Annotated in this window: 18 protein-coding genes; 3 read left to right on the top strand and 15 right to left on the bottom strand. The window is 60.8% G+C overall.

The window, feature by feature from the left end:
• Position 1: 1 nt before the first annotated feature.
• From KW835_RS17175 to KW835_RS17205, 7 genes are all read right to left on the bottom strand, one after another.
• Entirely contained in the window at positions 2-370 is a 369-nt protein-coding gene (locus KW835_RS17175; RefSeq protein WP_218384564.1) for a hypothetical protein, read from the bottom strand.
• Positions 361-537, bottom strand: a complete 177-nt coding sequence (locus tag KW835_RS17180; RefSeq protein ID WP_218384566.1) for a hypothetical protein — start codon at positions 535-537, stop codon at positions 361-363. The genes KW835_RS17175 and KW835_RS17180 overlap by 10 nt, the downstream gene beginning before the upstream one ends.
• A complete protein-coding gene (locus KW835_RS17185) occupies positions 534-797 on the bottom strand; it encodes a hypothetical protein (RefSeq protein ID WP_218384568.1) in 264 nt (87 codons plus the stop codon). The genes KW835_RS17180 and KW835_RS17185 overlap by 4 nt, the downstream gene beginning before the upstream one ends.
• Before the next feature lie 121 nt (positions 798-918).
• Entirely contained in the window at positions 919-1,332 is a 414-nt protein-coding gene (locus KW835_RS17190; RefSeq protein WP_218384569.1) for an ogr/Delta-like zinc finger family protein, read from the bottom strand.
• Positions 1,333-1,396: 64 nt separating this feature from the next.
• Complete coding sequence (locus KW835_RS17195) at positions 1,397-1,669, bottom strand: hypothetical protein (RefSeq protein ID WP_218384755.1); 273 nt, start codon at positions 1,667-1,669, stop codon at positions 1,397-1,399.
• A complete protein-coding gene (locus tag KW835_RS17200; protein ID WP_218384571.1) occupies positions 1,666-1,869 on the bottom strand; it encodes a hypothetical protein in 204 nt (67 codons plus the stop codon). The genes KW835_RS17195 and KW835_RS17200 overlap by 4 nt, the downstream gene beginning before the upstream one ends.
• Positions 1,870-1,889: 20 nt before the next feature.
• A complete protein-coding gene (locus KW835_RS17205) occupies positions 1,890-2,111 on the bottom strand; it encodes a hypothetical protein (protein ID WP_218384573.1) in 222 nt (73 codons plus the stop codon).
• Between the two features lie 115 nt (positions 2,112-2,226).
• Between KW835_RS17205 and KW835_RS17210 the strand changes: the two genes are divergently transcribed.
• Both KW835_RS17210 and KW835_RS17215 read left to right on the top strand, forming a co-directional pair.
• The gene (locus tag KW835_RS17210) at positions 2,227-2,931 is read left to right on the top strand and encodes a S24 family peptidase (protein ID WP_218384575.1); all 705 of its coding nucleotides are present in this window, start codon (positions 2,227-2,229) and stop codon (positions 2,929-2,931) included.
• Positions 2,932-2,988: 57 nt separating this feature from the next.
• Positions 2,989-4,929: an ATP-binding protein gene (locus KW835_RS17215; RefSeq protein WP_218384576.1), complete on the top strand. Its 1,941-nt coding sequence runs from the start codon at positions 2,989-2,991 to the stop codon at positions 4,927-4,929.
• On the opposite strand, the gene KW835_RS17220 is transcribed toward KW835_RS17215, so the two are convergent.
• Positions 4,919-6,043, bottom strand: coding sequence for a DNA cytosine methyltransferase (locus KW835_RS17220; RefSeq protein WP_218384578.1), 1,125 nt, complete (start codon positions 6,041-6,043; stop codon positions 4,919-4,921). The two genes, KW835_RS17215 and KW835_RS17220, sit on opposite strands and share 11 nt — an antisense overlap.
• A 90-nt stretch (positions 6,044-6,133) precedes the next feature.
• Between KW835_RS17220 and KW835_RS17225 the strand changes: the two genes are divergently transcribed.
• Positions 6,134-6,556: a very short patch repair endonuclease gene (locus KW835_RS17225; protein WP_218384579.1), complete on the top strand. Its 423-nt coding sequence runs from the start codon at positions 6,134-6,136 to the stop codon at positions 6,554-6,556.
• 55 nt (positions 6,557-6,611) lie between these two features.
• On the opposite strand, the gene KW835_RS17230 is transcribed toward KW835_RS17225, so the two are convergent.
• The 7 genes from KW835_RS17230 to KW835_RS17260 all read right to left on the bottom strand — a co-directional run bounded on the left by KW835_RS17230 (position 6,612) and on the right by KW835_RS17260 (position 11,927).
• Positions 6,612-7,637: a contractile injection system protein, VgrG/Pvc8 family gene (locus KW835_RS17230; RefSeq protein WP_218384581.1), complete on the bottom strand. Its 1,026-nt coding sequence runs from the start codon at positions 7,635-7,637 to the stop codon at positions 6,612-6,614.
• Positions 7,634-8,077 carry a phage tail protein gene (locus KW835_RS17235; RefSeq protein ID WP_218384583.1) on the bottom strand — a complete coding sequence of 148 codons (444 nt, stop codon included), beginning with the start codon at positions 8,075-8,077 and terminating at the stop codon, positions 7,634-7,636. Before KW835_RS17235 ends, KW835_RS17230 begins: the two co-directional genes overlap by 4 nt.
• Positions 8,078-8,088: 11 nt before the next feature.
• Entirely contained in the window at positions 8,089-10,629 is a 2,541-nt protein-coding gene (locus tag KW835_RS17240; RefSeq protein ID WP_218384584.1) for a phage tail tape measure protein, read from the bottom strand.
• 30 nt (positions 10,630-10,659) lie between these two features.
• Complete coding sequence (locus KW835_RS17245; RefSeq protein WP_218384586.1) at positions 10,660-10,824, bottom strand: hypothetical protein; 165 nt, start codon at positions 10,822-10,824, stop codon at positions 10,660-10,662.
• Positions 10,825-10,864: 40 nt separating this feature from the next.
• Positions 10,865-10,981 carry a GpE family phage tail protein gene (locus KW835_RS17250; protein ID WP_187736458.1) on the bottom strand — a complete coding sequence of 39 codons (117 nt, stop codon included), beginning with the start codon at positions 10,979-10,981 and terminating at the stop codon, positions 10,865-10,867.
• A gap of 8 nt (positions 10,982-10,989) precedes the next feature.
• The gene (locus KW835_RS17255) at positions 10,990-11,343 is read right to left on the bottom strand and encodes a phage tail assembly protein (RefSeq protein WP_218384588.1); all 354 of its coding nucleotides are present in this window, start codon (positions 11,341-11,343) and stop codon (positions 10,990-10,992) included.
• 74 nt (positions 11,344-11,417) lie between these two features.
• Entirely contained in the window at positions 11,418-11,927 is a 510-nt protein-coding gene (locus KW835_RS17260; RefSeq protein ID WP_218384590.1) for a phage major tail tube protein, read from the bottom strand.
• Between the last annotated feature and the right edge of the window lie 4 nt (positions 11,928-11,931).

Genomic DNA, 11,931 nt, shown 5'->3' on the forward strand with positions numbered 1-11,931 from the left:
GCTACACCCGTGCCGCAAGGGCCGTCAGCTGGCCCAGGTGGCGTTTTGCATCGCGCACCACGGTGCGCAGTTCTTCGCGCTCGGGTAGTGGCAGCTCTTGCCAATTACGGTCGGCCAGCGTGTATAGGTGCTCCACGTCCGCACCGATGCCTGCAATCATCAGCAGCGCCACGCGCCACATCACCGGCAGCCTGCGCCACTCCCGCGAGGCCGCATCGTAGAAACGCCCGTTGCTCGCGCTCTGTGTCATTTCATCGCGCAGCTTCATCAACTGCTTGAGCACGTCCGCAGGTGGTGGCACGGGCTTGGCCGCTGGCGGCTCTGGTGCCTGCAGCAAGTCCATATCTGGCGCAACCAGTCTCAGATGCATGTGCGCCCCTTCTTCACAGGGGCGATGCCGAAACCGCAGCGGCCACCGGTCAGGCGCGCTGCCAGGTCGAACGCCTGGCGCGTGGCGGCCTGTCGATCAGCGGCCAGCAGGTGCTGGGTGATGCGCTGGCCGTTGGCCGCGCGATATGTCATGGCGTAGGCGGTCATGGGGCCACCTCACAGGCTTCCGCGTCCACACGCTCGGCCACTTCGGCAGCAGCCAGCAGAACCTGCGCCAATTGCCGCGCCGCAGCAGCGTCCAGGCTCAATGTCACACTGATTCCACCCGCCCCCTTGTCGGTGATTCCTACCGTACAGCTCTTGCTATTCGTCGTGCGGCATGTGTAAACGCCCAGCACGCCGCCCAACTTCATGGTCGTTTGGCCGTGGGCTTGGTGGTGGAATTGCTCTGTCTCTGCATCCGTCATGGCCATGTCCTTTCAGGTTTTCTGGGCAAAAGAAATCCCCGCCTGGCGTTACCGCCTTGCAAAAAAATCGGGGATGGGTGGGTGATTGGTGCCGCTGCTTTTCAGCGGCTGGGGGCGCCGGCTATGACGTGTTGGCGTCCCCGGCGAACAGATCGCCCGTTACGGGCGTTGTGTATCGGGCCTGGTAGGCGGCCTCGCTGGCGTTGTCCAGCACCACGCGCACCATGTCGCGGCGCACGTGGGTGGAAAGCGGAATGTTCACGGTAGGGTCAGGCGTGGCCGAAGGGCTCAGGGTGCGCGATGCCTCCGCGTCCACGATGAAGGTGTGGCCGCATTCCACGTTCGTGCACTGGTAGATCGACTCGCGCATGGTCGCGCTCACCATGCGGCTGGTGCGAATCTCTGACGATGCCTTGCAGTGAGGGCAGGGGAAGCGTGTTCCTTCATAGCGCAGCTTTCGCCCCTGATGGCTGTTGCGCTGGCGCTCAGGCTTCGCCGCCAGCAGCGCTTCGTGCTCTGCGTTTGTGTGCAACATGCGTTCCCCTGTGGTCATCGTGGTGCAGCTATTGAGCGGCTTTTGAGCGGCTATTTGCTGCCCCTCACTGCGCGGGGGCAGTGTTGCCGCCTTGCTCTGCCATGTAGGCTTCCAGGCCGCGCAGGTACATGCGGCGGCAGAACCAGGCCAGGCTGCGTTCGTCGGCATCTGCCAGCGCCTTGGCTTGCTCCAGCTCGGCCGGCAGCAGGCGCATGCCCGCCAACTGCATCTTCTTGCTGTTGTCGGGGGCCACTGGCTCAGACAGGCGGCCTGCGGCGCGATTGGCGGCCACCAGCGCCTGAAAGCTGGGGGCGGAGTTCTTTGCGGTTTGCATCATGATCTTCCTAGGGTGTTGTCAATCGCCAGCTTTGGGCCTGGCTTGATGCCCGTCATTTCGTAGACGCTGCGGTCTATTTGGGCGCTGATTAGCAGCTCAAGCACCGCTGTGGTGGACGGCAGCCTGTACGCCTGCCGCAGCAGCTCCAGGTGGTGCTCCATTTCGGCGGAGATTTCCACCTGGGTTTCTGTGGTCTGCATTGCGCAGGGTGTCCATGGCGTCAGCAACGCGCTGCCGCGCCCATGGTGGCCGTCTGCGCCATGGCGCCAAGGCCCAGCTTCTGCAGCTCCTTTTCAGCGGCCAGCAGCGCCATGTTTTGGATCAGCGTGGCTTTCTGCACGCCCAATCGGTCTGCAAGCACGGCCAGCAGAACATCGTCGGCCTTCTTGAAGCGCACGGTGTGCCGGTAAACGCGGCGCTGTTCCTTGTTGTCGTATGCCATTGCCAAAACCTCCTACCCGCCATGCGTGGCGGTGTGTACCATCGTGTTAGATGGCGTTACCTGTATGCGCCAAATCTTACTGTAAATATTTTCCGGTTACAAGCCGGATTGGCGCATGAATCAGAAAAAAATTTCTAATGAAGAGGTTCGTACGGAAATTGGGAGGCGGCTTCGTGAGGAACGGGAGCGGCGCGGGCTGAAGCAGGAAGATTATTTCCGGTTTGGTGACTGGTCCGCACGCACTGTCAGCAACTGGGAGGCGGGGCGCACAATGCCTACGGCTGAGTTCTTTGCGGACGTTGAGACGCTGGGACTCGATGTGAACTACATCATTACCGGTCGCCGTGCCGCGGGCCCACTCACCGGCCCTGCAGCAGCGCCCGCAGGCGATGCCGACACTATCCGTATTCCCCTGTTCAGTGCCACAGGCAGCATGGGCAAAGGCAATGACCTCATCACCGATGACGTGCTTATGGGGGATGTTCCTATTTCGCGCCACTGGCTGGCGCTCAATGTCCCGCGCTCTCGACCCGAGGCGCTGCAGCTAGTGCATGCGTACGGCGACAGCATGCTGGGCACCCTGAATTCCGGTGACTTCGCCATTGTGGATACGGACTGCCAGGTGGCCGACATTGACGGCGTTTACGTGCTGCAGGCCAATGGCCAGCTGTTCATCAAGCGTGTGACCCGCCGTATGGATGGCGCCCATGTGATCACCAGCGATAACCCTAGCGTGCGCACGGTGGACGTGCTTGACGGCACCCAGCCTGTACGCATCTGTGGGCGGGTGGTGTATGGATGGAATGGCCGGCGGTTTTAACGGCTTGTGATCTTTTGCGGTAACGCAGAGCAGTCTGTAGTTTTGAAGGGAGCCACTATGTATGAAATGAAGATTGATCTGAGAGTTCTCGACCATCTTGGAATAAAGCTCTATAGCAATGCGGCTGCAGTACTTTCTGAGGCAGTGGCAAATGCATGGGACGCAGACGCGAATAACGTATCAGTCGATATAAATTCGACCTCCATCGTTATTGAAGATGATGGAGTTGGGATGAATCTCCAATCAATCAACAAGAGATTCCTCTTCGTCGGATACGACAAGAGAAAAACTGAAGGGTCCAAATCTGCCAGTGGCCGGGATTTCATGGGGCGCAAGGGAATTGGGAAGCTCTCGCTCTTCTCGATAGCAGATCATGTCGAAATTCATACGAATAGTGGTCACGATCCTCATGCATTCTCAATGGATGTGTCAGATATAGAGGTTGCTATATCTAATGATGCGGTATATAAGCCGAAGCCAATTCCGTTCAATGGGCCAGCAAAGGGGACCCGCATTGTTTTAACTTCGCTCAAAAAGAGGGGGTCTGGTCAAACGCTCGCAGCTCTGAGAAAGCGGGTGGCTCGTCGTTTTAGTGTGATTGGCTATGAAACGGCATTGGGTGACTCTTTCAATGTGAAAATCGGAGGCGCGCTGATTACGCCGTCAGATCGCGAAGATTTGCAGAATATCGAATTCATATGGCAGTTTGGTGATAATAATATTAAGATTTCTTCATTTCCAAAAATAAGAAAAAGTATTCCTTTGTCTGGGGAGGTGTCGGAGAGTAATCCAGGGTGGAGGGTGCGTGGCTGGCTCGGTACTGCAGTTAAACCTAGGGATCTGAAAACGGTCGATTCGGGTGCTATTAATGGAATAATAGTAGTCGCGCGCGGAAGGTTGATTCAAGAGAATATCCTGGATAAACTCAGTTTTCACATGATTCTGGGTAATTATGTGACGGGGCAAATTGAGGCCGATTTTTTGGATATTGATTCGGAGCCTGATATTGCAACCAGCGATCGACAGAGGGTTATTGAAGATGATCCTCGATATATCGCTCTCCTGGCTTTTCTGCGGCGCTCATTGATTTCCATTGCGGATGAGTGGGCCGACATGCGCAATGAGGCCCGAGGCAAGGAAGTTCAAGCGGAAATACCCGCTCTAAAAAACTGGATAGATAAGCTACCTACAGGACAGCAGACTGCAGCCCGCTCTATGTTGGGCCTCATTCAGGGTGTTGAGCTTGAAGACGACAGTGACAGGCGCAGCCTTTACAAAGCCGGCGTAATCGCCTTTGAACGCCTGCGCTTGCAGGAAGCAAGTACACAGCTTGGAAATCTTCGCGAGCTTACTGCCGCAAAGATTATGCCTTTATTGATTGATATGAGCAGTCTGGAAGGTTCGCTCTATCGAGATATAGTTGCAGAGCGATTGGAGATCATAAAGACTTTCACCAATTTGGTTGATGAAAATGAAAAGGAAAATCTCCTTCGTGATTATCTTTTCAGTCATATGTGGCTTCTTGATCCGGGCTGGGAGCGTGCGACGGAAAGCCCTCGGATGGAGCAGACGTTAAAGAAGGAATATAGGGAGTTTGCGAGTGATCTGACGGATGAGCAGAGCAAAGGTCGCGTCGATATTCGATATAGAACAAATGCGCAGCAGCACATTCTTGTTGAATTAAAGCGAGCGAAACGCGTGCTTTCTATCTGGGAGTTGGCAGAGCAAGGATCAAAGTATCGGGATACTCTGGAAAAATGTTTGCGTTTGCAAAATGGTGTCGATTACACGCCGAATATATCGGTTGTATTTGTGGTTGGTAGGGAGATAACCGGTGGTGATGCTGAACGTGTTGCGAAAACACTTGCAACGTTTAACGGGCGCGTCGTTTACTACGAGCAACTAATACAGTCTGCCCGTAGTGCCTATTCTCTCTTTCTCGATAGTTCCGACAAAGCGAACTCAATCGACAATTTGCTAAAAACCCTCAGCCTCTAGTTCTTCCGGGTGCGATGGTGGATTGAACGTGCTTAATAAATGTTGCTCCAATAGCTTCGCCCAGTTTTGGAGGAACAGCGTTTCCGATCATCTTCCCAAGCTGGGCCATATAAATCTCGGATTCGGCCCCCACGAAATCATATGTTTTCGGAAAAGACTGTAGCAAAGCAGCTTCGCGAGGGGTCAAGGCGCGGTCCTGCGTAGGGTGTCCAAAACGACCCGCGCCGAAGTTGAAGAACTGAGTGGTCATCGTGGGCGACGCCCGGTCCGCACGCATCCGCGCATACACGGACCCGAAACTGGCGCCTGTTTCTTTAGCGTGACATGGAGAGCGAAGCTCCTCCGGCCAATCGCGCCAGGTGCCGCCAGGCCTTGAGGCGCGAATACGCTGGAGGTTGATGGGGGTCAGGCTGCGCGCGAAGTGGATGCTATCGGCCGGGTCAGACTCGCCGGCTTTCAGTGGCTTAAGCGCTGCAAGCACTTCGCCCACGTTTTTTCCCTCAGAGTAGGGTTCTGGCTGTACCAGCTGAGTCGGAACATCGCCGATACGCGATGCCAGAAGCACAAGGCGACGGCGAGTCTGTGGTACCCCCAGTTTGTCGCATGCAACGCTTTTGTACCAAACCTTGTAGCCAAGGTCTTTGAGGGTCATCACGAAGTTCAGGAAAGGCGCGTGGTTCTGCACCTTAGGAACATTTTCCATCGTGACGAGGTGCGGATTGCACTGCCTGATCAGCCGGGTGAACTCGTTCAACAGGTAGTAACGGGGGTCATTCGGCCCGCTGCTTACGGTGACCCCGCTGGTGGCTTCCTTGTCCTTGTCCTTGGTCTTGTCCTTCAGGCGCACCGCGTTTGCAGCCGGCGAGAATGGCTGACACGGCGCGCACCCGGCCAACAACCTGATTGCGCCCTTACTCCAGATCTTTTCAAGTTCTTGACTGGTTAAGGTGCCCACATCACGTTCGTGAAACTTGGCCCCTTCGTTGTTCGTTTCATACGCATATTTGCAGGACGCCTCAACGTCAAACCCGGCCTTTACCCGAATCCCCGCGTCCAGCAGGCCGCGCGTGAGGCCCCCAGCCCCGCAAAAAAGGTCAATCGCTTCAATTTTCATGACCTTGAGTTTATAGATTTGCGGCACTGACGTCGAGCTCGAAATCGTATCGTCCTAGCACAGTTTTCGTTCCATGCGTAAGCTCTGCCCATGGACACGGTATCCCCCTCGGTTCGCAGCAAGATCATGCAGAGAGTGCGCGGCAAGAACACGCGGCCCGAACTGGCCGTCCGCTCCGTTGCCCATGCGCTGGGGTTACGTTTCAGGCTTCACGATCCCAAGCTTCCTGGGAGACCGGATATGGTGTTCGCCAAGCACCGTACCGTCATCTTCGTTCACGGTTGTTTTTGGCACCGACACGCATGTGCCAAAGCGACTACACCAAAAAGCCGCGCGGAGTTCTGGCAGGCGAAGTTCGAAGCGAACAAGGCGCGCGATGTGGCCCAGCGTCAGCGACTTGAAGAGCTTGGGTGGAGAGTTCTCACGATTTGGGAGTGCGAGGTGCGCGACTTGCGAGCCTTGACGGAACGCTTGGCTTCTGCATTCGGGGTATCGGGGAGCCGCTTGAACTAGCGGCCTCTGCACTTGCTCGCTTGAGTATGGTTCGGGCGCAGTGTGATGCCTCTTGCTACGCTCCGTGGGTGTGACGCGTTTCCAGCTCTATCCGCGTTGTCAAACCACTGTCCCCCAGACTGTGCGTCAGCTTCACCACCAGCCACGGCGTGTCATCGATCACATCCTTGAACCCCCTCAGCACCACCGGTGTTTGCGGCATCAGGTCGGGGCGGCCAATGGCCAGGGTCAGCTCCATGGTGGCTTTGCCCCGCTCGATGCGCCCGCGCTCGGCCCGCGCGGCGGCCATGGCGTCGGCCTCGCTGCCGTAGGTGTCTTTCAGGCGCTTTTCGTTGTCCTGCTCGCCTACCAGCACGCTCTTTTTCTCGGCCGCGTTGGGGTCGTGCCAGTACGCGCGCACCCCACTGTAGGCGTTGCGGTCGGCGCTGTGGTATCGGTGCTGGTCGCCATCGGCGCGGGTGATGGTGATGGTTTCGAGGTCTTCGCCGTTGGCGGCCTTGGTGCTGCCTATGGGCTTGAACACCAGGCGGCCTTTCTTCACCGTGGCCACTGCGTCGTGCTTCTTTGCCAGCCGGGTGAGGAAGTGCAAGTCACTCTCGCGCGTCTGGTCGACGTGTTCCACCGGGGTGTTGGCCAGGCTGTCGTCAATGCGCACCTGCAGGCCGTTGCGCTTTGCAATGTCGCCCACGATTTCGCCCAGCTTCTTGCCGTGATAGCTGCGCTCCGCGCGGGTGCGAAGCTCGCGCCGCATCTCGGCAGATCGGGCGCGAATGCTGATGGTGTCGGGCGTGCCGCTGTGTTCCACCTCGTCAACGTCGAACGTTCCCTTGTCCTGCATGCCGCTGCCTTCCCAGCCCAGGGCCAGGGCCAGCTCTGCCCCCTTCGCAGGTATGCCCATGCGGCCGTCGCTGTCGTCAATCACGAGGTCCAGCTGGTCGGCTTCGCCGCCTCGGGCTTCGGTGAGCGTGAGCGACACCAGGCGCGCCTCCACCTTCTTGGAAATGTCCCGTCCGTCCACCACTAGCGAGAACGTGGGGGCGCGGTGCAGCTGCGTGGTTTTTAGGTAGTCGGTCGCCATCATTCCCACCACTCCCACCAGTCATCCACCGGCCACGGGTCCACACCGCCCGATGGCTCGGCCCTCTGGTCATCAACGGCCGCCAGCTGCAGGTCGAACTCGATGCGCCGAGCGGCGCCGTTGTCGATCAGCACGGAGCGGGTTTCGGTCAGGTTCTCGATGGTCCAGGCGCCGAACACTTCGCCCGCGCCCGACACCAGCGCCCAGGCCTTGCCGCTGTCGGCCATCTTGCGCAGCGCTTCCAGTGAACGCATGGACCCCGCGAACTCAGGCGCCAGCACGCCCGACAGGTTGATGGTGTCATCGCCCAGGCCCACGAACTGGCGGGCGGGCCTGGCCCCCACGCGCGAGTTGCTGGGGTGGCGCCACGCGGTTTGCCGGCGCAGCTGGTCGGTGGGCAAGGTCTGCAGCCCGAAGGTGAACTGCCCCAAAGAAAACAGCATGTGTGGCTCTCCTACCCGTCAATGTCGCTGTACTGCGAAAACACGCGCGAGCTTTTGGCGCGCTCTCGGCGGTCCAGCTCGGCCGCCACCGCCTTGGCAATGGCTTGGGGGTCCGCACCTGGGGGCGGATTGATGGTGATGCTGATGGTTGCCCCGCCACCCATGGGCGCGCCCATGCTTGCACCGTGCGCCATCAATGGCGCGCGGCTGTCGATGCGCAGGGCTGCAGCATCGGCCGCCATCGGCATGGTGGCGGTGGCCGCCGTGGCCATGGCCAGCGCCGCAGTGCGCACGGCGCCCTGGCCGCCTGCAATGCCCATGGCCGCGCCCTCGCTGATCCAGCCGCCGTATTGCATGAACACCTTGGACGGCGATGCAATGCCCAGCTTCTCGCGGAACCATCCGCCCACTGCATCGGCCACGCCCACGATGGCGTCGCGCACGGCCTGCACGCGGCTGGTGATGCCGTTTACCAGGCCCTGCATCAAGTCCGCGCCGGCTGTCATGAACCGGTCTTTCAGGCTCACCAGCGTTTGCCACAGGGCGGCGGCACCTGCGGTGGTGCTGGCCCACAGGGCCGAAGCCGCGCCGGCCAGCTGCTGCCAGATGCCCAGCAAGAAGCCCTTCACAGTGTCCCAGTTGCGCCAGATCAGGAAGGCCGCCGCCGCAATGGCTGCGATGACCAGCACGATGGGGTTGGCCAGCAGGAACAGGGCTACGGCGCGCAATGCGCCCAGCAGGAACCCCAGGCCCGAAACCAGCAAGCTGGCGGCCTTGCCGACGCCCGGCAACAGGAACGCCAGGCGGGCCAGCCCAAAGCGCACCAGCAGCATGGGACCCATCACCGATGCGTAAGCCAGGCCGATGGCCCCCAGGGCGGTGGCACCAATGGCAAGCACGGCCACCACGCGAAGCGCCCATTTCACGATGGTCTGGTTTTCGCGCGTCCATGCCCCCACGGCGTTGGCCAGCTCGCCCAGCTTGCCTACGATCAGCACCAGATCGGGCGCGATGGTGGCGCCCATGTCCTTGAGCATGTTGGTGAAGCTGCCCTGGGCGGCCTCTACCGATGCGCTCAGGGTCTTGAGCTGGGAGTCCACGCGCTTGCGCAGATCGGCCTGGGCCTCCATCTTGGCCACTACCTCGCGGTAGCCGTCCAGGCCCTTTTCCATCAGGGTATTGAGTACCTGATGCGTTTCCGCGTCGTCGCCGTACAGCTTTTTCAAGGCGGCGATGCGCTTCACATCGCTGTCCACGCCCTTGAGCTTGTCCAGCTGCGCGAACAGGTTGTCGAGGCCTGCGAACTTGCCGCCCTTGGTGGCGAAGTTCAGCTGGATGCCTTCGCCCGCCAGCATCTTGTTGGTCTTGGCCAGCTTCTCGGCATCCAGCGACAGCTGCACCACCTTGCGGATGGCGTTGCCGGCGGATTCCCCGGCCATGCCGGTCTGGTCCATCATCACCAGCAGCGGCGCCAGCATGTTGCTGGCTTGCAGGCCCTTTTCCCCCAGGAACGGCATCACCGCGCTGATTTTGGTGAAGCCCTGCAGCATGTTGGTCGGGTCCACGCCCAGGTAGAAGGCGCGCTGGATCACGTCCATCAAGCCCATCATGTCCTTTTCGCTGGTCTGCGTGGCGTCCTGCATCTTGGCGGCGAACTCGGCCGCAGCCGTCACCGGCATGCGCAGCTGAATGCCCAGGTACGCGGCCGACTCGCCCAGGCCGCCCAGGATGGCCTGCGATGTCATCCCCTGGCGGCGCAGCATGGTCATCATGTCGATGAAGTCGGCCGTGGTGCCTGGCAGCTTGTCACCCAGGCGCGTGGCCAGGGTCAGAATCTGCTGGAACTCCGGCCCCACCTCGCCAGCCTTGCCCATCATGGACGCGCGCAGCTGCGTTTCCGACACCTCGGCCGGCATGAAGGCGCCCACCACAGAGCGCAGCGGCCCCGCCATCTTGTTGCCCCCCGCCATCAGGGCGGCGCTACCGGCGGCAATCATGCCGGTGTGCATCATTTCGTTGCCGTGGCGCTTGCGCAGCTCGGCCAGCTTGCGCTGCTGCTCGCCGTTGGCCTTGAGTTTGGCTGTTTGCTGCTCGATGGTGGAATTTGCCGCCGCAATGTCGGTGCGCAGGCGTTGCGAGTGGTTGGCCAGGTCGCGCGTACTGATGCCTGCGGCCGACAGCTTGGCGCGCAGCTGTTGCAGCTTCACCTGCTGGGTGTCGTGCTGGTTTCCCAGCGCTGCCGCCTCTCGCTTGGCCCTCTCAAGCTCCCGCGTCATGGCCCGCGTGGGCTCTGCCGTCTGGCCGTACACCCGCGCCAATTCGCCCACCCGGCCCCGCGCCTGGGCGAGCTTGGCGGCCGTGTCCTGCAGCTCGCCCTTGAGCGTGCGGAACTCGCCCACCTGGGCTTGCTGTGCGTTCAGTGCCTTGAGGCTTTCTTTGGCGGCCTTGAGCGCGCGGGCAGCGTCGCGGCTCCCTTCGCTGACGCGCTTCAACGGCCCCAGGGCGCGGTCCACGAAGTCGAGAACAACGCGCAGGCGCAAGTTGTCAGCCATGGCGGCCCCCACGGCCGCCGGCGCAATGGATCAGGCGGGGAAGTCTTTGCCCAGGATGTGCCGGGCCTCGGCCATGTCGGCATCGGCTGCGCGGTCGCGTGCCAGGGTCCAGACGTACACGGGCAGCATGAACACGGCCAGGGCCGCAATGGCTAGGGCAGCAATCAGCAGGTACGCAAGGGCGGTAAAGATCATGGTTCATTCTTGCACATCCAAAGGCGCAGGGGTGGCGGGGTCATTCCTGGCGCTCGTGACGCTCGCGCGCCCGTTCGCGCCACTCCATCAGATCGGCCACGCTCATGGGGTCCATGTCGGCGGGCCGCCAATGGAACACCAGGGCCAGGTCGGCCATGGCGTCCTCTACTCGGGCTGGAACGCCTCCCGCTGCGCCTTCGGCACCAAAAAACCCACCACCTCCGTTCCCAGACTCACCAGATCGGCCGGGTCCATGTTGGCCACTTCCTGTTTCAGCAGGGGCGGCTCGGTCACACGGGGCAGCAGGATTTGCAAGGCCGTCACGTTCATCTGCAGCACCTCCACCAGCGACAGGCCGCGCAGGGCGCCCGCGTTGGGTTTGCGCACCTGAACGTGCGTGATGGTCTGGCCGCTGCGCTGGATCGGCGTGTCCAGCGGGATGCCCACGGGGATGCCTGGGGCGGTGATGGCAGCAGCGGGGGCAGTGGCGGCGGCGGTGTTTTCGGTCTGAGTGTTCATGGCTATGGATCAGGGAATTTGGGGGATGGGGTGGGGGCGCGGCCCGCGCGGGGCCGCTGTGGTGTGGCTTGTGGTCAGACGCCCAGGGCGGCGCGCACTTCGGCCAGGCGGTCCACGCCGTTGACCATTTCGACCATGTTCACCGCGTCGATTTCGATCAGCGTTTCGCCGTTGATCGACAGCTTGTAGTAGCTCAGTGCGGCCTTGTACTTGATGGCCGTTGCTTCGCCGGCCTTGGCGCTGCCGGGGTCGATTTCGGAGAACCGGCCGCGCATCACCACTTCCATGGCGTCCACGCTTTCGCTGTCGTCGCCCTGCAGCGCGCCGGCAAAGCGCAGCAGCACGCCGTCATGGCGCAGCGTGCCCCAGCTGGTGAACAGCTCTTTCATGTACCCGGCGGCGGTCAGCTCGGCTTCCAGGCCTTCCATGCCAAAGTCGGCCTTCACCGGGGCGTTCATGCCGCCGCTGCGGTAATCCTCCATCTTGCGGGCCAGTTTGGGCAGGCCCACTTCGGGCATTTCGCCCACGTAGCTGGTGCCATCCACGAAGGTGGCGAAGTTCTTTACTTTGCGGGGAAGTCCCATGGTG

This window comes from Acidovorax sp. sic0104 (assembly GCF_019219095.1).
Classification (GTDB): domain Bacteria; phylum Pseudomonadota; class Gammaproteobacteria; order Burkholderiales; family Burkholderiaceae_C; genus Acidovorax.